The sequence below is a fragment of the Streptomyces sp. NPDC000941 genome, assembly GCF_053599555.1.
Map to the genome: position 1 here is coordinate 153,020 of NZ_JBSFMM010000003.1, position 19,631 is coordinate 172,650.

16 protein-coding genes are annotated in these 19,631 nt (G+C 69.8%); 8 read left to right on the plus strand and 8 right to left on the minus strand.

All coding sequences use genetic code 11. The features are described from left to right. Positions 1-42 precede the first annotated feature (42 nt). The 5 genes from ACWDSL_RS02180 (at position 43) to ACWDSL_RS02200 (ending at position 8,184) form a co-directional block, all read left to right on the plus strand. Entirely contained in the window at positions 43-1,149 is a 1,107-nt protein-coding gene (locus ACWDSL_RS02180) for an ABC transporter ATP-binding protein (RefSeq protein WP_450480828.1), read from the plus strand. Next, positions 1,146-2,189 (plus strand): LacI family DNA-binding transcriptional regulator, encoded by a 1,044-nt coding sequence (locus ACWDSL_RS02185; RefSeq protein WP_450480791.1) that lies wholly within the window; start codon positions 1,146-1,148, stop codon positions 2,187-2,189. The genes ACWDSL_RS02180 and ACWDSL_RS02185 overlap by 4 nt, the downstream gene beginning before the upstream one ends. A gap of 215 nt (positions 2,190-2,404) precedes the next feature. Continuing rightward, positions 2,405-4,006: an FAD-dependent oxidoreductase gene (locus ACWDSL_RS02190; protein ID WP_450480793.1), complete on the plus strand. Its 1,602-nt coding sequence runs from the start codon at positions 2,405-2,407 to the stop codon at positions 4,004-4,006. Between the two features lie 132 nt (positions 4,007-4,138). After that, positions 4,139-6,310, plus strand: a complete 2,172-nt coding sequence (locus ACWDSL_RS02195; RefSeq protein ID WP_450480795.1) for a glycoside hydrolase family 3 N-terminal domain-containing protein — start codon at positions 4,139-4,141, stop codon at positions 6,308-6,310. Positions 6,311-6,480: 170 nt separating this feature from the next. Beyond that, positions 6,481-8,184, plus strand: coding sequence for a right-handed parallel beta-helix repeat-containing protein (locus ACWDSL_RS02200; protein ID WP_450480796.1), 1,704 nt, complete (start codon positions 6,481-6,483; stop codon positions 8,182-8,184). An 89-nt stretch (positions 8,185-8,273) separates the two neighbouring features. Here the strand turns inward: ACWDSL_RS02200 and ACWDSL_RS02205 are convergent, their stop codons facing one another. Beyond that, positions 8,274-9,248, minus strand: a complete 975-nt coding sequence (locus ACWDSL_RS02205) for an acetylxylan esterase (protein WP_450480798.1) — start codon at positions 9,246-9,248, stop codon at positions 8,274-8,276. 397 nt (positions 9,249-9,645) lie between these two features. Here ACWDSL_RS02205 and ppk2 point away from each other — a divergent pair, with 397 nt between their 5' ends. The 3 genes from ppk2 to ACWDSL_RS02220 all read left to right on the plus strand — a co-directional run bounded on the left by ppk2 (position 9,646) and on the right by ACWDSL_RS02220 (position 11,929). After that, a complete protein-coding gene (gene ppk2 / locus ACWDSL_RS02210; RefSeq protein WP_450480830.1) occupies positions 9,646-10,524 on the plus strand; it encodes a polyphosphate kinase 2 in 879 nt (292 codons plus the stop codon). Between the two features lie 154 nt (positions 10,525-10,678). Then, positions 10,679-11,209, plus strand: coding sequence for a translation initiation factor IF-2 (locus ACWDSL_RS02215; protein WP_450480800.1), 531 nt, complete (start codon positions 10,679-10,681; stop codon positions 11,207-11,209). Between the two features lie 135 nt (positions 11,210-11,344). Further along, positions 11,345-11,929 (plus strand): SUKH-4 family immunity protein, encoded by a 585-nt coding sequence (locus ACWDSL_RS02220; protein ID WP_450480802.1) that lies wholly within the window; start codon positions 11,345-11,347, stop codon positions 11,927-11,929. 62 nt (positions 11,930-11,991) lie between these two features. Here the strand turns inward: ACWDSL_RS02220 and ACWDSL_RS02225 are convergent, their stop codons facing one another. The 7 genes from ACWDSL_RS02225 to ACWDSL_RS02255 form a co-directional block, all read right to left on the minus strand. Beyond that, the gene (locus ACWDSL_RS02225) at positions 11,992-13,437 is read right to left on the minus strand and encodes an NAD(P)/FAD-dependent oxidoreductase (protein WP_450480804.1); all 1,446 of its coding nucleotides are present in this window, start codon (positions 13,435-13,437) and stop codon (positions 11,992-11,994) included. A gap of 5 nt (positions 13,438-13,442) precedes the next feature. Beyond that, the gene (locus ACWDSL_RS02230) at positions 13,443-14,237 is read right to left on the minus strand and encodes an ABC transporter permease (protein WP_450480806.1); all 795 of its coding nucleotides are present in this window, start codon (positions 14,235-14,237) and stop codon (positions 13,443-13,445) included. Then, the gene (locus ACWDSL_RS02235; RefSeq protein WP_450480808.1) at positions 14,237-15,184 is read right to left on the minus strand and encodes an ABC transporter permease; all 948 of its coding nucleotides are present in this window, start codon (positions 15,182-15,184) and stop codon (positions 14,237-14,239) included. The genes ACWDSL_RS02230 and ACWDSL_RS02235 overlap by 1 nt, the downstream gene beginning before the upstream one ends. Next, positions 15,181-16,335: an ABC transporter ATP-binding protein gene (locus ACWDSL_RS02240; protein WP_450480810.1), complete on the minus strand. Its 1,155-nt coding sequence runs from the start codon at positions 16,333-16,335 to the stop codon at positions 15,181-15,183. Before ACWDSL_RS02240 ends, ACWDSL_RS02235 begins: the two co-directional genes overlap by 4 nt. Before the next feature lie 21 nt (positions 16,336-16,356). Next, positions 16,357-17,634, minus strand: coding sequence for a polyamine ABC transporter substrate-binding protein (locus ACWDSL_RS02245; RefSeq protein WP_450480812.1), 1,278 nt, complete (start codon positions 17,632-17,634; stop codon positions 16,357-16,359). Between the two features lie 79 nt (positions 17,635-17,713). After that, positions 17,714-19,234 carry a gamma-aminobutyraldehyde dehydrogenase gene (locus tag ACWDSL_RS02250; protein ID WP_450480814.1) on the minus strand — a complete coding sequence of 507 codons (1,521 nt, stop codon included), beginning with the start codon at positions 19,232-19,234 and terminating at the stop codon, positions 17,714-17,716. A 184-nt stretch (positions 19,235-19,418) separates the two neighbouring features. Beyond that, a partial coding sequence (locus tag ACWDSL_RS02255; protein WP_450480816.1) for an aldehyde dehydrogenase family protein occupies positions 19,419-19,631 on the minus strand: 213 nt, incomplete at its 5' end.

The window sequence follows — 19,631 nt, forward strand, 5'->3', positions numbered from 1 at the left end:
CTTCGCGAGGAGACATCCTCGGCAGGCCGGCGGGCGGCACGGGTGTCCAAGGCGGCTGCGGAGACGGGAGCGGAGACGGGAGCGGAGACGGAATACGTCCTGGAAGCGCGGAATGTCTCCAAGCACTTCACCGTCCGCAGTTCGCTCGGCCGCACCTCGGTCGTCCGTGCCGTCGAGGACGCGACCGTCCGCCTGAAGCCCGGTCAGATACTGGCGCTGGTGGGGGAGAGCGGCAGCGGCAAGACCACCCTGGCCCGGATACTGGCCCGCTTCCACGAACCGACGCAGGGCGAGATCGCCCTGCGCGGCGAGCCCGTGAACGGCAGCCGACGGGCCCAGCGCGCCTACCACTCCGAGGTGCAGCTGATCTTCCAGGACCCCTTCGGGTCACTGAACCCGCTGCACCGCGTCCGCTACAACCTCGACCGGGCGCTGCGCCTGCACCAGCCCCAGCTGACCGCCACCGGGCGCCGGGAGCGGATCACGGAACTGCTGGAGCGGGTCAGCCTCACCCCGGCCGCGGACTTCGCGGCGAAGTTCCCGCACGAGCTCTCCGGCGGGCAGCGCCAGCGCGTCGTGATCGCCCGCGCGCTCGCCGTGGAGCCCAAGGTCCTGCTCGGCGACGAGCCGATCTCCATGCTGGACGTGTCGATCCGGCTGGAGATGCTCAATCTGCTCCAGCGGCTGCGGACCGAGGACGGACTCGCGCTGCTGTACATCACCCACGACATTGCCAGTGCCCGCTATCTGTGCGATGAGATCGCCGTGATGTACGCCGGGCAGATGGTGGAATCCGGCCCCAAAGAGGACGTGATCGCGTCACCGCAGCACCCGTACACCAAACTGCTCATAGAGTCCTCCCCGGACCCCGAGCGCGGAGTGGGCGACCGCGACGCGCTCTTCGCGGGAGCCGACGAGCTGGGTGAGCCGCCCAGCCTGATCGACCCGCCGACAGGCTGCCGTTTCCACCCCCGCTGCCCGTTCGCGATGGAAGAGTGCGTCACCGACGCCCCGCCGCGCACCGAGTTGGGCGACGGGCACTGGGCGACGTGCTGGCTGCACGTCAAGGGCCGGGCCCGGGAACTGGCCGAGACGACACACGCCGCGGCCACCACCGCCCGGCGGGAGACGCTGCGAGGAGCACCGTGACAGGACGACGGCGCGACAAGGCGCCCAACCAGGCGGATGTGGCTCGGCTGGCAGGCGTGTCACAGTCGGCGGTGTCCCGGGTGATCAGCGGGAACGCGGCAACGGCGCGGATCCCGGAGGAAACCCGGCAGCGAGTCTTCGAAGCGGTGCGCGAGCTCGGATACGTCGCCAACCCCGCCGCCCGGGCCATGCGCAAGAAGCGGAACAACCTGCTGGGCGTGCACACCTTCGAGCGCGTCTTCCCGCGCGCGCACGAGGACTTCTACTTCGAGTTCCTGCTCGGGATCGAGGAGCGGGCCGAGGAGACGGGCTTCGACCTGGTGCTGTTCACCTCCACCGGGTCCGGCGGCGACGGCGGGCGGAAGGTCTACCGGAACGGCACTAATCGGCTCAACCTGGCCGACGGCAGCATTCTGCTCGGTGTCTCCACCGACCGCGGCGAGTTGGCCCGGCTCTGGTACGAGGGCTATCCCTTTCTCCACATCGGCCGCCGTGAGGTGCCCGGTGCGGAGATCCCGCAGATCATCCCCGACTACCGGTCGGCGAGCGGGCAGATCGTGCAACGGCTCGCGGAACACGGCCACCGGCGGTTCGGCTACGTACGCGAGTGGATGGAAATGGAGCCGTACGAGGACCGCCGCGCCGGCTACGCGGAGGCCGTCCAGCGGCTCGGCGTGACGGACACCTCCCCAGGTTTCCATGGCACACCGGACATCGAGGGCTCCTGGCTCGACGAGGTGGCGCGCGGCGCGGTGACCGCGATTGTGGCGGAGAGCGTGCGGCTCGCGGAGTCCCTGCGCGAGCAACTGGGCGCCCGTGGCCGGAAGATTCCCGATGACGTGTCCGTCGCCGTGCTGGAGCGGGCGCCCGCGGATCTGTCCGGGCAGTGGGACTCCCTGGTGATTCCCCGCATCGAGATCGGACGCCTCGCGGTGGACCGGCTCCAGGCCACGCTCGACGACCCCGAGCAGCGGACCGGCAGCCTGCTGGTGCCGTGTCCGCTGATCCGGGGCACCACCATCGCGGCGGTGAGCGAGTAGGGCCGAACGCCCGCCGCCGCAGGAGGCGCCGAGAGATGAGCGGCGCCGTCCGTAGGTCCCGGCCTGCCCTGAAACCCGACGGACGGCGGTCCGGTGCTGCCCGCACACCGTCTCTCCACGGATACCCGCACTTAACCCACACCCACCGGCGAGGCCGGCCCTTCGGGTACGCCCCCGAACTGGCCACTTCGACCGGCAGAAGGAGCCCCGAGCCCATGAGAGAAATACGAACCGAGTTCCTCGTCGTCGGCGGCGGACTCGGCGGCGTGGCCGCGGCGCTCACCGCCGCCCGGCTCGGCCGGACGGTGGTGCTCACCGAGGCCACCGACTGGCTCGGCGGACAGCTCACCGCACAGGCCGTGCCGCCCGACGAACATCCCTGGATCGAGGGCCCGGCCGCGCCGCCCGGCTACGCCGAACTGCGCCGTCGGGTACGCGACTACTATCGCCGGAACTACCCCCTCGGACCGGACGCCGCGCAGGACCCGCTCCTCGACCCGGGGCGTGGCATCGTGAGCCGGATGTGCCACGAACCACGGGTGGCCGTGGCCGTCATCGAGGAGATGCTCGCCCCGTGGCGGTCCTCCGGCGCGATAACCGTCCTCACCGGGTACGAGCCCGTCGCCGCGCACACCGACGGCGACCGCGTCGAGGCCGTCACGCTGACCGACCGGCACGACGGACACGAGATCACCGTCCACGCCTCGTACGTCGCCGACGCCACCGAACTCGGCGACCTGCTGGAACTGGCCGGCGTGGAGCATGTCTTCGGCGCGGAGGGCCGCGACGAGACCGGGGAGCCGCATGCGCCCGACACCGCCGACCCCCTCGACCAGCAGGCCGTGTCCTGGTGCTTCGCCCTGGAACACCGGCCCGGCGAGGACCATGTGATCGACCGGCCCGCCTCCTACGACCACTGGCGCACCACCGTCGCCCCGTTCTGGCCCGGCCCGCAACTCTCCTTCACCGACGTCGTCCCGATCACCCTCCAGCAGCGCACCTGGGCGCTGATGGGAGGCGGCCGGGAGGCCGGCCAGCACTTCGGCCTGTGGGAGTTCCGCCGCATCCTGGCCCGCGAGCAGCTGGCCGCCGGGGCCGTCGCCTCCGACCTCACCGTCGTCAACTGGCCACAGATCGACTACTGGGAGGCGCCGTTACTGGGCGTCGACGCCGAGCAGCGGCAGGCGGCGCTCGCGGCCAGCCGCGACCTGTCGCTGTCCTTCCTGCACTGGTTGCAGACCGAGGCTCCTCGCCCCGACGGCGGCACCGGCTGGCCGGGCCTGCGCCTGCGGCCCGACGTCACCGGCACCCCTGACGGCCTGGCCAAGACCCCGTACATCCGCGAATCCCGCCGTATCCGGGCCGAGTTCACCGTCCTCGAACAGCACGTGGGCGTCGAGGCCCGCCCGCCGGGCTCCGGAGGCGAGGTGTTCCACGACAGCGTGGGCCTCGGCAGCTACCGCATCGACCTGCATCCCAGCACCGCGGGCCGCACCTATATCGACATCGAGTCCTACCCCTTCCAGATCCCCCTGGGCGCCCTGATCCCCGTACGCGTCGACAATCTCCTGCCGGCCAACAAGAACATCGGCACCACGCACATCACCAACGGCTGCTACCGGCTGCACCCCGTGGAGTGGGCCATCGGCGAGGCCGTGGGGGCCCTGGCCGGATTCTGCCTCGACCGGGCCCTGCCGCCCCGTAAGGTCCGCTCGGACCAGGCCCGGCTCGCCGACTACCAGCACCTGCTCGGCCAGACACTCGGGATTCAACTGGCCTGGCCGGAGGAGATCCGCAGCCGAGCGCACCACTACTGAGGATCAGCCGCGTACTGAGGATCGGACACGCACGCCACGGGCCGTGGTTCCGACGGCACGTTCTGTCTCCCGCGCCCTCGGTCCCTGACAGCCGGGGGCGCGGGCTCGATTCACACCTGAGAGGAATCCGCCATGAGCGGCCATGACCACGAGTCCCGTATCGAGGAACTCCTGGCCCAGATGACCGTCGATGAGAAGCTGGGCCAGCTGCAGCAGCTGGCCTGGGAGTGGGAAACCGGTCCGGGGGGCGCCGACACGGAGGGGGCCGAGGCCGCCGCGCGCAAGGGTCTGCTCGGCTCGGTGCTCAACGTCGTCGGTGCCGAGGCGAGCAATGCTCTCCAGCGCATCGCCGTGGAGGAGTCCCGCCTGGGCATTCCGCTGGTCTTCGGCCTGGATGTGATCCACGGCTACCACACCACGTTCCCGATCCCGCTCGCCCAGGCCGCCGCCTTCGACCCGGCGGTGACGGAGAAGGACGCCGAGGTCTCCGCGCGCGAGGCCCGCTCCAACGGCACCCACTGGACGTTCTCCCCGATGATGGACGTCACCCGGGAGCCGCGCTGGGGCCGGATCGCGGAGAGTATCGGCGAGGACCCGTATCTGACCGCCGGCTACGCGGCGGCCAAGGTGCGCGGCTACCAGGGCGCCGATCTGAGCGCGCCGGACCGGATCGCAGCCTGTGCCAAGCACTTCGTGGCCTACGGCGGCGCGGAGGGTGGCCGCGACTACAACACCGTCGACGTGTCCGAGCAGCGGCTGCGCAACCTCTACCTGCCGCCGTTCCGGGCCGCGGTCGACGCCGGCGCCGCCACGGTCATGGCGGCCTTCAACACCATCAGCGGCGTCCCGGCCCACGCCAACCCGCACACCCTGACCGACATCCTCAAGGACGCGTGGGGCTTCGACGGCGTCGTGGTCAGCGACTGGACGGGCGTCCAGGAACTGATCGCACACGGCAACGTGGCGAACGAGGCCGAGGCGGCACGGCGGTCCCTGACCGCCGGAGTCGACATGGAGATGGTCTCCACCACCTTCGTCGACCACGGCCGGGACCTGCTCGCCTCCGGGGCGCTGAGCCAGGAGCGGCTGGATGACGCCGTGGCCCGGGTGCTGCGCCTGAAACTGCGACTGGGCCTGTTCGAGCGCTCGTACGTCGAGGAGTCCGCGGCGCTGACGGCGTCGACCCCCGCGGCGCGGGCCGCGGCGCGCGAGGTCGCCGGGCGCTGCATGGTGCTGCTGAAGAACGACAACCATGTCCTGCCCCTCGACGCGCCTGCCCTGCGCTCGCTCGCGGTCGTCGGTCCCTTCGCCGACTCCGGTGACCTGCTGGGCACATGGACGCTGCCCGGCGCGCCCGCGGCGGTCCCCGTGCTTGCCGGTCTGCGCGCGGCACTGCCGGACACCGACATCCGCCACGCCGCCGGGGTGTCCCCGGACGGGTTCGACACCAGCGGCATTCCGGAGGCCGTGGCGGCTGCCGAGGCCGCCGACGCCGTCGTCCTCGTGGTGGGCGAACCGCCCGCGATCAGCGGAGAGGCGGCCGTACGCAGCGAGCTCGGCCTGCCCGGCGCCCAGGAACAGCTCATCGGGGCGGTCGCCGCGGCCGGCAAGCCCTGCGTCGTGGTGCTCGTCGGCGGGCGCCCGCTCACCATCGGCGGCTGGGCGGACAAGGTGTCGGCGATCGTGATGGCCTGGCACCCGGGCATCGAGGCGGGCCCCGCCGTGGCGGACGTCCTGACCGGAGCCGTGGCCCCGGGCGGCAAGCTGCCCGTGACCTTCCCGCGCGCGGTCGGTCAGCTCCCGCTCTACTACAACCACGAGCGGACCGGCCGCCCCTCCGACCCGGCCGCGCCCGATGTGAAGTACGTGTCGAAGTACCTCGACCTCGCCGACGGGCCGGAGTTCGCGTTCGGCCACGGCCTGAGCTACACCACCTTCTGGCTGGGCGACCCGGTGCTGAGCCGTGAGCGGATCGGGGCGGAGGAACTGCGGGCGGGCGCGACGGTGGAGGTGGCCGTCGTGGTCCGCAACAGTGGGGACCGCGAGGGCGACGAGGTGGTCCAGCTCTACGTCCAGGACCCCGCAGCAAGCATCGCCCAGCCGATCCGCCGACTGCGTGGCTTCCGCAGGATCCGGCTGGCGGCGGGGGAGCGGCAGGAGGTCCGCTTCACCCTGGGCGCAGAAGACGTCGGCTTCTGGACCAACGACCCGGCCGGAGTTTTCACAGTGGAGCCGGGCGAGATCCACATCCACACGGGCAACAGCTCACAGACCCGCGCCCGGAGCACCCTCCTGATCACCTGACCACCGGCGGGGCGGGCTGTGGTCCGGCCGAAGGGAGTGATGCAGCGAGTCGGTACATCGCGTCCGACGCCACGTCGGCTGGGCCGTGCGTGGCGCGTCGGACATGCCTCATCCACGAGTCGTCATCTGCGTGTCCGTGCGTCGTCACGGTCACTCAGTGGGGAGTAAGCATGAGAGCAAGAATGTGTGCAGCAGTGGTGGCCCAGGGAATGCTGGGCCTGCTGCTGGCGGGTGCCGCGACCGGGACCGCGCACGCCGCTACCACCACCTACTATGTGTCGACGTTCGGCAGTGACAGCAACAGCGGAACGTCGCCGGACCAGGCATGGAAGTCGGTCGGCAAGGTCAACGGATTCGCCTTCCCGCAGGGCAGTACCGTCGCGTTCCAGGGCCAGGAGTGGTTCTCCGGCTGCCTGGTGTTCAACTCGACGAACGTGCCGGTGTCGTCGGCGTCCACGCCGTTCAAGGTGACGTCGTACGGCACCGGAAAGGCCACGCTGAAGTCCACCTGCACGGGGGAGTACTCGGCGGCGGTCACCGCCGATGCCGTGAGCGGCTTCGAGCTGAACAACCTGACGCTGGTCAACGGCACCACGACCGCGGCCGGTGTGCTGCTGCAGAACCAGAAGTCGTCGACGGCGACCAAGGGCCTGAAGGTGACGGGTTCGGACATCTCCGGGTTCGCGCAGCCCAGTGGCAGCAGCAGCACCTTCGGCGGACAGATCATGGTCCTGGGCTACGCGGTCAACGGCAACAGCGGGCCGTTGGACGATGTGCAGATCCTCGACAACAAGCTGCACGGTTCCAGCGTGACCTCGACCGCCGGCCCCGGCATCTACGGCTGGGGCTCGGGGGTGAACATCACCAGTGTCCGGGTCGCCGGCAACTCCGTCTACAACCTGGGTATGTCCCCCCAGAGCGTCGGGGCCGGGCTGACCGGGAACGGCTGGAACGGCGCGGTCATCGAGCGCAACGTGGTCCATGACATCGGGGCGAACGTGACCTCGTGCGGCGGCGCCAGCGGCATCATGACGTACACCTCGAATGCTGTGACGATCCGCCACAACGAGGTGTACAACGTGCAGCCGTCGCCGGCGTACACGGCCGGCTGCGACTGGGACGGCATCGATCTCGACGGCGGCACCACCAACTCGGTGGTGGAGTACAACTACACCCACAACAACGCGGGCAGCGGCTACCTGGCCTACACCTCGACGGCCAGTTCGAGGGTGTGGGGGCCGAACACCTACCGCTACAACATCTCCGAGAACGACGACTGGGCGAACGCCCAGGGCGGCCTGTTCGACGTGGTGCCCAGCGCGCCGAAGAACGCGCTGTCGATCTACGGCAACACCTTCTTCACCAACAAGGACCAAAGTGCCAACAAGAAGGCCGGCGCGAGCGCGTGCTTCATGTTCGGCTATGCCGCGGGCACATGGGCCAGTGGTTCGCAGGTCAAGGACAACATCTGCCACATGGCCAACAAGGGCACGTACGGCAAGACCGGCCAGATGTACTACAACCCGTACGGGCAGACCGGCATGACGCTGTCGAACAACCTGTACTACGGCACGAACACCGGCGGTTGGCGCTGGAGCGGCACGACCTACGCCGACTTCGCCGCGTGGAAGGCGGCGGGTCTTGAGTCGGCCGCGGTGTGGGGTGACCCGCTGTTCACCTCGCCCGGCGGGGGCGGTACGTGCTCATGGTCTCCGACCTCGGGCACGGGGCCGCAGCCGTGTCCGCAGGCATACACGCTCAAGTCGGGCTCCCCGGCCCTCGGAACGGGAACGGCCGTGTCCGGCAACGGCGGTGTGGACTACTACGGGGCCACCATCCCCAGCCCGCCGAACATCGGGGCCGACGCCGCATAGGCCCTGACTGACCCCATCGGCCATCGGCACCGGTCTCCAACGCCACGCCACGCCACGCCACGCCACGGCGACGGAGACCGGTGCCGATGTCATACCAGGTGCTTGGTGAAGAACTCCGCCGTGGCCGCACGCAGCGCCTGTGCCTCGACGTCCTCCCCGTCATAGGGGAAGTGGCCGGCTTGCAGGACGTGCAGTTCGCGCGGCCCCGAGAGCGCGTTGTACACCGCGAACTGGCCCGGCGGCGGCACGACCGGATCGAAGAGGGCGAGGGCGACAAGCACCGGGATGTCCATCCGCGTCGCCGCGGAGGCCGCGTCGTAGTAGGCGAGGACATCGACGATGCCGGGGTGGTTTCGGCGGTGGCGGCGTACGGCCTCGCCGCTGCCGACGCAGGGAAGCGTCAGACGCAGCGGGTGGTTGCCGAAGGTGGGGACCCGTAGCTGTGCCGCCGCGAAGCGCCCGTCCCACGGCAGCCCGAGGGCGCCAAGACCGCCGCCGAAGCTCTCCCCGAGGTACCCGAGCCCACGGCCGGCGAGCGCCGGGACCAGCTCGGTGAGCGCCGAGGCCGCACACCACAGGTCCGCGACACAGTCGCCGATGACATAGCCGTCACGCGAGTCGATGCCGTGCAGCACATGGTCGTCGGCGACGCTCGGCACGCCCGGAAGCAGTCCCTTGCTCGGCATGCCGGTCACGCACGGCAGGATCGCCGCCGAGGCGGGCAGGGGAAGCGGGATGTCCTGGCCGGCCTGGGCCCGGCCGCCGTAGCCATGGCCGATGACGAAACCGTGGCGCACCGATGCCACGTCGGCAGGCAGGACCAGCCAGCCGCCGCGCCGGCCGTGTGTCGACGCGTAGGACACGTCGAAGATCCGCACACCATCGCGCTCTTCCACGAGTGCACCGATGCGCGACTCCGGCTCGACCCGGCGGGCTTCCTCGTATCTGTCGCGCCAGAACCCGTCGAAGTCGGCGGGGGCGGCGGGTGCCGCGATCTGCAGCAGTTCGTTGAGCGCTCGGCCGTAGGACGGGTCGAAGGGGAAGTCGTGTGCGAAGCGCGGCATGCGGTGATCGTAGAACACCCTCGAAACGACTCGACCAGGAAGCGGGCAGGAACCGGTGGCTCCTGCTGGCCGGCCTCGTGCTGGCCGTGGCAGCACTGGTCATCTCATGCGTACACCGAGGACGAGTTCTTCCCGCGCTCATGCTGTCTTCGGTTCTGATCTTGGTAGTTCTGGCGGACCACTATGCGGCGCGCGCGGACGCCGTCGCCCTGCAGATCTTTACATCCCAGACTTGCGACGAACCCACAGACATCTCCGACACTTCCCGAGGCTGGTTCAACTGGAATCCAGTCGGCTAGCCCAGGAGACGTAGGCCGCTGGGGGCGCCGTTGGGCGCGGTGTCAGCGCGGGACGCGGTGGCGGGGCGGAGCGGTCCGTGCGATGCGACACTGGCCTCATGGGCGACCGCGGCTTTGGCCGACTGCCCCGGGCCAGGTACGAGCAGGAGATGTCACGTCTGCAGATCGAGCTGGTGAGGCTCCAGGAGTGGGTGCGGGCCGAGGGGTGGCGGCTGGTGGTGGTCTTCGAGGGGCGCGACGCCGCCGGCAAGGGCGGCGCGATCAAACGGGTCACCGAGAGCCTGAACCCGCGTATCGCGCGGATCGTCGCTCTGCCGGTGCCGACCGAGCGGGAGCGCACTCAGTGGTACTTCCAGCGCTACGTCGAGCAGCTTCCCGCCGCGGGTGAGATCGTGCTCTTCGACCGCAGCTGGTACAACCGGGCCGGCGTCGAGCGCGTCATGGGTTTTTGCACCGAGGAGGAGCACCAGCGCTTCCTGCACCAGTGCCCGGTCTTCGAACGGATGCTGGTCGAGGACGGGATTCTGCTGCGCAAGTACTGGTTCTCGGTGAGCGACACCGAACAGGAGCAGCGGTTCCGCAGGCGGCTGAGCGACCCCACCCGGCGCTGGAAGATCTCGGCGATGGACCTGGAGTCCATCACGCGCTGGGAGGCGTACTCCCAGGCCAAGGACGAGATGTTCGCGCGCACAGATATCCCCGAGGCCCCCTGGTACGTCGTCGAGGCCGACGACAAACGCGCGGCCCGCATCAACATGATCGCCCACCTGCTGTCCACCGTGCCGTACGGCGACGTCCGGCTGCCGGACCTGCGACTGCCGCCCCGTCCCGCGCCCACCGGGTACGAGCGGCCGCCCCGGCATCTGCAGACCTATGTACCCGACCACGCCGCCTCGCTCCTGGCACCGGATCGCGAGACCCCCGGCGGAGGGGCGGGTCTGCGGCCTCGCCGACCCTCGGATGGGCGCGGAGTGTGAACACCTACGCCGGTCTGAGTACGCGAGCGCTTGCCCGCCGCGCCCGGTGCCGGAAGGGTGGACGCATGCGCCGACTGCTGCTGCTCGCCCCGCTGTTGCTGTTCGCCGTCGACTGCGGGGTGGTGCCGTCCTCGACGGGGTGGAGGTACTGCGGGTGACGGGCACCTCGACACACGACGGGGACGGCGTCGACGTGGTCGTCCGCACGTCGGGCTCGGCGTACAACGGATGGGACTCTGAAGAGGTCGACGTGCGGCGCTGTTTCGCGGTGCGGGTGTCACCCAAGTCGGAGTGGGATGAGGATCCCCGTGACGTGGACTGCCCGGATGGCCCTGCGCTGACCTTCGCCCCGCCACCCGAACCGCCCCGGCTGCCGTACGAGGAGCTCCGCGCGAAACTTCCCCGGGTGCCGGAGGGCGGCCGGGTGGACGAGGCCGAGGTGCGGCGTACGCTCGCTGCCCTGGACCTGGATCCGGCGATCCGCACCGAGGTGAAGGCGGACGGCGGCCGGGTCGGCGTTCTTCTGTTGGTAAAGGGAAACGGCTTCGACGCGCAGGACTGCCTTCTTGCCCGCGTGGGCCCCGGTGCCACCGAGGTGTGGGTGCCGCCCCGGATCCAGCGGATGCCCGGAGAGGGTGGCTGCACCGTCGGCAACGCCCTGGACCCGAAACCGTCACCGCACTGAACGGGGTGCCTGGCTCCGGCGACAGGCAGCCACAGGGTGCAGGCGGTCAGCGCTGCGCCGGCGAGTGTCCGTGGCCGAACTTGCTAAGGTACGCCCCGTGGTAAACCGGGTAGGCAGCCGGCTGAGGAGCCCGCGATGGTCACGCACGCGGAATTGGTGTCGGCGTTCGGCTCGCTCTGGGTCGAGACGATGCCGCCGGAGGTCGCCGAGCGGCATTTCGCCAACCCCGAGGATCGGCGGCTGCTGACCGAGGTCGGCATGCCCCAGTCACTCCTGGGCCAGCTGTATTTCGGCAACGTCCGGACCGACCCGCCGCTGACCATCAGCCAGGCCCTCGACACCGGGACGCCGGACAAGTTCCCGCCGGAGGTTCGGGACGACATCGTGATCGCCTCGGGCATGGGCGGTTTGGCCTGCATGTCTCGGGCGGACAACCGCATCTACTGGTACGAGCCGGGGAGCAGCGACCGGAAGTTCGCGCTCGCCAACACGTCCCTGGAGCGGTTCCTGGAGACCGCGTACGAGCTCCGGTTGAAGTTCAAGGGCCTCGACCTGTTCTACAGCGCGGACGAGGACGAATCGGAGGAAGAGATCGCAGACGAGGTGCGCCGCCTGGTCGGGGAGATCCGCGACGTCGATCCGCAGTCCTTCGACAGCCCGGCCATGTTCTGGCAGCACGTGGTGCTCTTCGCGCTGGAGACACTCGCGTCGGAGGAGTGATGGCGGGCTGGTCGGCGTCCTCCGACGTGGCCGTGGCCGACCACCCGGGCCGCAGGCCCACCTCAGCTGTCGAAGCCCAGCCCTATCTTGTCCATCGCCTTCAGCCACAGATTCCGGCGGCCCCCGTTCTCATCCGCCCGGGTCATCGACCACTGCGTGATCCCGATGCCCGCCCAGCGCACCGGCTCCGGCGGGAAGGGCAGCGGCTTGCTGCGCACCATCTCCAGCCGGGTGCGCGCGCTGGGCTCACCGCCGAGCAGATCGAGCATCACCTCCGCGCCGAAGCGGGTCGCCCCGACGCCGAGGCCGGTGTACCCGAGGGCGTAGACCACCCGTCCGCCGTGCGCGCTGCCGAAGAACGGGGAGAAGCGCGAGCAGGTGTCGATCGCGCCGCCCCAGGCGTGGCTGAAACGCACGCCCTCCAGCTGCGGGAAGCAGCGGAAGAAGTTCCGGGCGAGGGTGCCGTAGGTGGCCGGGTGGTGGTCGTACTCGGCGCGCACCCGGCCGCCGTAGCGGTAGATGATGTCGTAGCCGCCCCACAGGATGCGGTGGTCGGCGGTGATGCGGAAGTAGTGGAAGTGGTTGTTGGTGTCGCTCAGCCCCTGCCGCCGCTTCCAGCCGATCGCGTCGAGCTGCTCCTCGGTCAGCGGCTCCGTCATCAGCGCGTGGTCGTAGACGGGCACGACATACGGGCGGACGCGCCGCACCAGCGCGGGGAAGGCGTTGGTGGCGAGCGCCACCTGACGGGCACGCACCCGGCCGTACGGGGTACGGACGGCCATCGCCGCCCCGGCGCTCGTCAGCCGCTCGGCCGGGGTGTGCTCGTAGATCCGTACGCCCAGTTCGGCGCAGGCGCGCTTCAGGCCCCAGGCCAGCTTGGCGGGGTGCACCATCGCCACGCCCTTGCGGTCCCACAGCCCGGCGAGGAAGGTCGGCGAGTCGACCTCGGCGCGCACCGCGTCGCGGTCGAGGAACTCCTGCTCCGCGACGCCGAGCCGGGCGGTCAGTTCGGCGGTCTCGCGCAGCTCCTCGATCTGGTGGGGCTCGGTGGCCACGTCGATCTCGCCGGTGCGCTCGAAGTCGCAGTCGATGCCGTAGCGGGCGACGGTGGCTTCGATCTCGTCGAGGTTCCGGTGGCCGAGCCGTTCGAGTTCGGCCTGTTCACCGGGCCAGCGGGCCAGACCGTTGCCGAGGCCGTGGGTGAGGGAGGCGGCGCAGAAGCCGCCGTTGCGCCCGGAGGCGGCCCAGCCGATCTCCTGGCCCTCGAGCAGCACCACATCGCGGTCGGGGTCGCGCTCCTTGGCGATCAGGGCGGTCCACAGTCCGCTGTAGCCGCCGCCGATGACCAGCAGATCGCAGTGCTCGTCCCCGACGAGGGCGGGACGGGCACGGGGCCGGCCGGGGTCCTCCAGCCAGTACGGGGTGTACGCGGCGTCGGCCAGGGATTCCAGGGCGGACGGTCCGGGGGCGCTGTCCCCGGTAGAGCGCGTCATGGCGTCTGCGGCCATGGGTTTCAGCTCCTCTTGCGGCGGGTGCCGGCCAGTTGGCCGACGAGGACGCACAGCACCGCGATGGCGAACATCGCCGTGCCGATCACATTGACCTGTACGGGCGTACCGCGCTGTGCGGATCCCCAGACGAACATGGGGAAGGTGACGGTCGAGCCGGCGTTGAAGTTGGTGATGATGAAGTCGTCGAAGGAGAGCGCGAAGGACAGCAGCGCACCGGCGGCGATACCGGGGGCCGCGATCGGCAGGGTGACGCGCAGGAAGGTCTGCGCCGGGGAGGCGTAGAGGTCCTGGGCGGCCTGTTCCAGCCGGGGGTCCATGCTCAGCACCCGCGCCTTGACGGCGGTGACGACGAAGCTCAGGCAGAACATGATGTGGGCGATGAGGATCGTCCAGAAGCCGAAGTCGACGCCCATGTTGAGGAAGAGCGTGGCCAGCGAGGCGGCCATGACGACCTCGGGCATCGCCATCGGCAGGAAGATCAGGCTGTTGACGGCCGGGCGGGCCCGGAAACGGTAGCGGGCCAGCGCGAAGGCGATCATGGTGCCCAGGACGGTGGCGCCGATGGTCGCCCACACCGCGATCTTCAGGCTCAGCGCGAGCGAGCCGCACATGTCGGCGACGCCGCAGGGGTCGGTCCAGGCGTCGGTGGAGAACCGCTGCCATTCGTAGTTGAACCGGCCGTTGGGCTTGTTGAAGGAGAAGACCAGGACGACGACGTTGGGCAGGATCAGATAGGCGAGCGTGCCGAGCCCCGCGATGACGACCAGGTTCCGCCGTATCCAGCGTGTCAGAGCCATCAGACCAGATCCTCCGTCCCGGACCTGCGGATATAGACGGTGACCATCGCGAGGATCGCCGCCATGAGGATGAAGGACAGCGCCGCGGCCGTCGGGTAGTCGAGTACCCGCAGGAACTGCGACTGGATGACGTTGCCGACCATCTTCTGGTCGGTCGAGCCCAGCAGCTCGGCGTTGATGTAGTCGCCCGTGGCCGGAATGAAGGTGAGCAGGGTGCCCGCGACCACGCCCGGCATCGACAGCGGGAAGGTCACCTTGCGGAAGGTGGTGAAGGGCTTGGCGTACAGATCCCCGGCCGCCTCGTGCAGCCTGCCGTCGATGCGCTCCAGCGAGCTGTAGAGGGGCAGGATCATGAAGGGCAGGAAGTTGTACGTCAGACCGCAGACCACCGCCAGCGGCGTGGCCAGCACCCGTTCGCCCTCGGTGAGCCCGAGCTGACTGGTCACATCCAGGATGTGCAGGGAGTTCAGCACGCCGACCACCGGACCGCTGTCGGACAGGATGGTCTTCCAGGCCAGCGTGCGGATCAGGAAGCTGGTGAAGAACGGCGCGATGACCAGGATCATCACCAGATTGCGCCAGCGGCCCGCGCGGAACGCGATGAGATACGCGAGCGGATAGCCGAGCAGCAGGCACAGCACGGTGGCGGTCGCCGCGTACATCACCGAGCGCAGGAACTGCGGGTAGTACTCGGTAAGCGCGTCCCAGTAGGTCTGGAAGTGCCAGGTGACCTTGAAGCCCTCTTCGAGGGAGCCGGTCTGGACCGAGGTGGACGCCTGGTAGACCAGCGGCGCCGCGAAGAAGATCAGCAGCCACAGGATGCCGGGGAGCAGCAGCCAGTAGGGGACCAGCTTCTTGCGGAGCGCGGCCTTACGGACGCCCGCCGCGGCTGCCGGCGGCGGGGGCGGCGCCGGGGGTGCCGGTTTGGGGGCGGTGGTCGCGCTCACGCCGCCTCCTCGTCGCGTTCCGTGCCCGCGTCGATGTCCTGGGCGGCGTCGAGGCCGAAGGTGTGCGCCGGGTTCCAGTGCAGGACGACCTCGGCGCCGGGGACCAGCCGCGCATCGCGTTCGATGTTCTGCTCGTAGACGGCGATCTCGGGGCAGTCCGGGGTCTGCACCACGTACTGCGTGGAGACGCCGATGAAGCTGGAGTCCGCGATCCGGCCGGTGATCCGGTTGCGCCCGTCGGCGACGGTGCCGGCGTCCTCGGCGTGGGTGAGGGAGATCTTCTCCGGGCGCACTCCGACGAGCACCTTGCCGCCGGTGCGCACGGGCGCGCCGCAGCGGGCGGCGGGCAGGGCGAGCTTGCCGCCCGCGGTGGTCAGCACCAGGGTGCCGCCGCTCTTGTCGCTGATCTCGGCCTCGATGAGGTTGGAGGTGCCGAGGAAGTTGGCGACGAAGGTGGTGGCGGGGTTCTCGTAGAGCTCGGCGGGGGCGCCCTGCTGCTCGACGCGGCCGCCGTTCATCACCGCGACCGTGTCGGCCATGGTCATGGCCTCCTCCTGGTCGTGGGTGACATGGACGAAGGTGATGCCCACCTCGGTCTGGATGCGCTTGAGCTCGAGCTGCATCTGACGGCGCAGCTTGAGGTCGAGGGCGCCCAGCGGCTCGTCGAGGAGCAGCACCCGCGGGTGGTTGATCAGCGCGCGGGCGACGGCGACGCGCTGCTGCTGGCCGCCGGAGAGCTGCTGGGGCTTGCGGCGGGCGAAGTCGCCGAGCTGGACCAGCTCCAGCATCTCGTCGACCTGCTTCTTCACCGACCTGATGCCGCGGCGGCGCAGGCCGAAGGCGACGTTCTCGTAGATGTCGAGGTGCGGGAAGAGGGCGTAGCTCTGGAAGACGGTGTTCACCGGGCGCTTGTACGGCGGGAGGGCGGTGACGTCCTGTCCGGCGAGCAGGACGGTGCCGGTGGTGGGGTCCTCCAGGCCCGCGATCATGCGCAGGGTGGTGGTCTTGCCGCAGCCGGAGGCGCCGAGCAGGGCGAAGAAGGAGCCGGCGGGTATGTCCAGATCGAGCGGGTGGACGGCGGTGAACGACCCGTAGGTCTTGCTGATCCCGGTGAGGCGGACATCACCGCCGGTGGTGGGCTGCTGGGGCATGGCTGGGGTCTTCCTCGCTTGTCAGGCGCCGGTGAGCTTGGCGAACTTGTCCTCGAATGCCGTCTCTTCCTTGCTCGACAGCAGGCGGAAAGCGTGGGCCTTGGCGACCATCTCGTCATCCGGGATGATCAGCGGGTTGTTCGCCAGATCCTTGTCGATCTTCGCAAGTTCGGCGCGTACGCCGTCGACCGGACAGACGTAGTTGATGTACGCGGCGGTCTTCGCGGCGACCTTGGGCTCGTAGTAGTAGTCGATGAGCCGTTCGGCGTTCTTCTTGTGGCGGGCCTTGTCGGGGATGAGGAGGTTGTCGGTGGAGATCATGTAGCCCGCCTCCGGGATGGCGAACTCGATCTCCGGGTTGTCCGCCTGGAGCTGGATGAGGTCACCGGCCCAGGCCAGACACGCGGCGAGGTCGCCCTTGGTGAGGTCGCCGGTGTAGTCGTTGCCGGTGAACCGGCGGATCTGACCGCGGTCGGTGGCCTTCTGGAGCCGGGCGATGGCGGCGTCGTACTCGTCGGCGGTGACGGTCTCGGGGCGCTTGCCCATGTCGAGCAGGGTGAGCCCGACGGTGTCGCGCATCTCGGTCAGCATGCCGACCCGGCCCTTGAGCTTGGGGTCCTCCAGCAGCTGGGAGACGGAGGTGATCGCGCGGCCGTCGGTGGCCTTCTTGTTGTACGCGATGACGGCGGGGATACCGGTCCACGGGTAGGAGTGGGCGCGGCCCGGGTCCCAGTCCGGATTGCGGAAGCCTTGCCCGAGGTTGGTGTACGCGTGCGGCAGGTTGGCCGCGTCCAGCCGCTGCATCCAGCCGAGCCGGATCATCCGTCCGGCCAGCCAGTCGGTGACGCAGATGAGGTCGCGTCCGGTGTCCTGGCCCGCGGCGAGCTGGGGCTTGATCTTTCCGAAGAACTCGACGTTGTCGTTGATGTCCTCGGTGTACTTCACCGTGATGCCGGTGCGGCGCCGGAACTCCTCGAGCGTCGGACGGTGCTTGTTGTCGTCGGTGACGTCGATGTACTCGGTCCAGTTGGAGAAGTTGACCCGCTTCTCGTCGTCGGAGTGGTCATCGGAAGCGTTGTCCGCCTCGGCGCGCCCCGCGGGCGGGATGCCGCAGCCGCTCAGCGCCCCGAGCCCGCCGATGGCGAACGCTCCGGCGCTGCCGGCGCGCAGCAGGCCGCGGCGGGTCAGTGCCATCCGGCCGCTGGTCATGCTGCGGCGGATCGCGGCGATCTGCGGTGGGGACAGGCTCTCGGACTCGTGGGTGGGTTCCGTTGGCCCCGTTGGTTCCGTTCGTTCCATGAAGCTGTGCCTTTCGAAGGTGCCGGCCGGTGCGGGCCGGTCCCAGCCGGCCGAAGGCCACCCGCGGTGGCCGCACGGATCAGATCTGTCGGTCCCCGAAGACCGTGCGGTGCCAGTCCTTGCGGACCTCCGCCGTGTTGTCGAACATCACATGCTTGACCTGCGTGTACTCCTCGAGGGAGTACGCCGACATGTCCTTGCCGTAGCCGGACTTCTTGAAGCCGCCGTGCGGCATCTCGCTGATGATCGGGATGTGGTCGTTGATCCACACACATCCGGCCTTGATCTCGCGGGTGGCGCGGTGGGTCCGGTAGACATCGCGGCTCCAGGCGGAGGCGGCGAGGCCGTAGGGGGTGTCATTGGCCAGGGCCAGGCCCTCGTCGTCGCTGTCGAAGGGGAGGACGACCAGGACCGGGCCGAAGATCTCGGACTGGACGATCTCGCTGTCCTGGGCGGCACCGGTGATGAGGGTGGGCCGGTAGTAGGCGCCCTTGACGAGATCGCCGCCGGGGGCCTCACCGCCGGTGACGACGGTGGCGTAGCCGCGGGCCCGCTCGACGAAGCCCGCAACGCGGTCGCGCTGGGTGCGCGAGATGAGGGGGCCGAGGTCGGTGTGCGGGTCGAACGGGTCGCCGAGGCGTACGGACGCCATCAGCTCGGCGACGGCGGCCACGAACGCGTCGTACAGCGGGCGCTGGACGTAGGCGCGGGTGGCGGCGGTGCAGTCCTGGCCGGTGTTGATCAGGGCGCCCGCGACGGCGCCGTGGGCGGCGGCCTCGACGTCCGCGTCGTCGAAGACGACGAAGGGCGCCTTGCCGCCGAGTTCGAGGTGGAGCCGCTTGACGGTGGCGGTGGCCAGTTCGGCCACCCGCTTACCGACCGCGGTCGAGCCGGTGAAGGAGGTCATGGCCACGCCGGGGTGGCCGACCAGCTGTTCACCGGCGCCCACGCCGCTGCCGGTCACGATGTTGACGACACCGTCCGGGATGCCCGCCTCGGTGGCCGCCTGCGCGAACATCAGCGAGGTCAACGGGGTGAGTTCGGCGGGCTTGAGGACGATGGTGTTGCCCGCGGCGATGGCCGGGAGGACTTTCCACGCCGCCATCTGGAGCGGATAGTTCCAGGGGGCGATGGAGCCGACGACGCCGATCGGCTCACGGCGGATGTACGAGGTGTGGTCACCGCTGTACTCGGCGGCCGCCCTGCCCTCCAGCTGGCGGGCGGCGCCCGCGAAGAAGGCGGTGTTGTCGATGCTGCCGGGGACGTCGAACTCGGTGGTGAGCTTGATCGGCTTACCGCACTGCAACGACTCGGCGTAGGCGAGCTCCTCCGCCTGCTCCCCGAGCGCGGCGGCGAACCGGTGCATGGCGTCCGACCGCTCACCGGGGGTGGCGCCCGCCCATTCGGGGAAGGCGGCCTCCGCCGCCGCCACGGCGTCGTCGACGTCGGCCGGACCGGCGAGCCGGTAGGTGTACACCTGCTCGCCGGTGGCCGGGTCGACGACCGCGTGTAGGTGTTCCGAGCCGCCTGTGCGCAGCCGGCCCGCGATGTACTGCGCACCCTGGGCGAACCGCTCCGTCACATCGAACCGCTGGTCCATCGCGTGCTCTCCTCCGCCGGTCGCCCCTCGGGGTATGGCGTCGTTCTAGCCGGAATCGAAGGCCGATCCTGACAGAGGACATTCTCTTCAACAAGGGATTCCGTTGTTGCTTTTTAGTTTCACGACGGATTCGGTGATCGGATAGGGTCGGCCGCCGATGTCGGCCGTCCGGGGCGGTCAGGCGTCAGCCCAGTGAGGTCATGACGTGCTTGATCCGGGTGTAGTCCTCGAAGCCGTAGGCCGAGAGGTCCTTGCCGTAGCCGGACTTCTTGAAGCCGCCGTGTGGCATCTCGGCGACGAGCGGGATGTGGGTGTTGATCCAGACGCAGCCGAAGTCCAGGGCCTTGGACATCCGCATGGCGCGTGCGTGGTCCTTGGTCCATACCGAGGAGGCCAG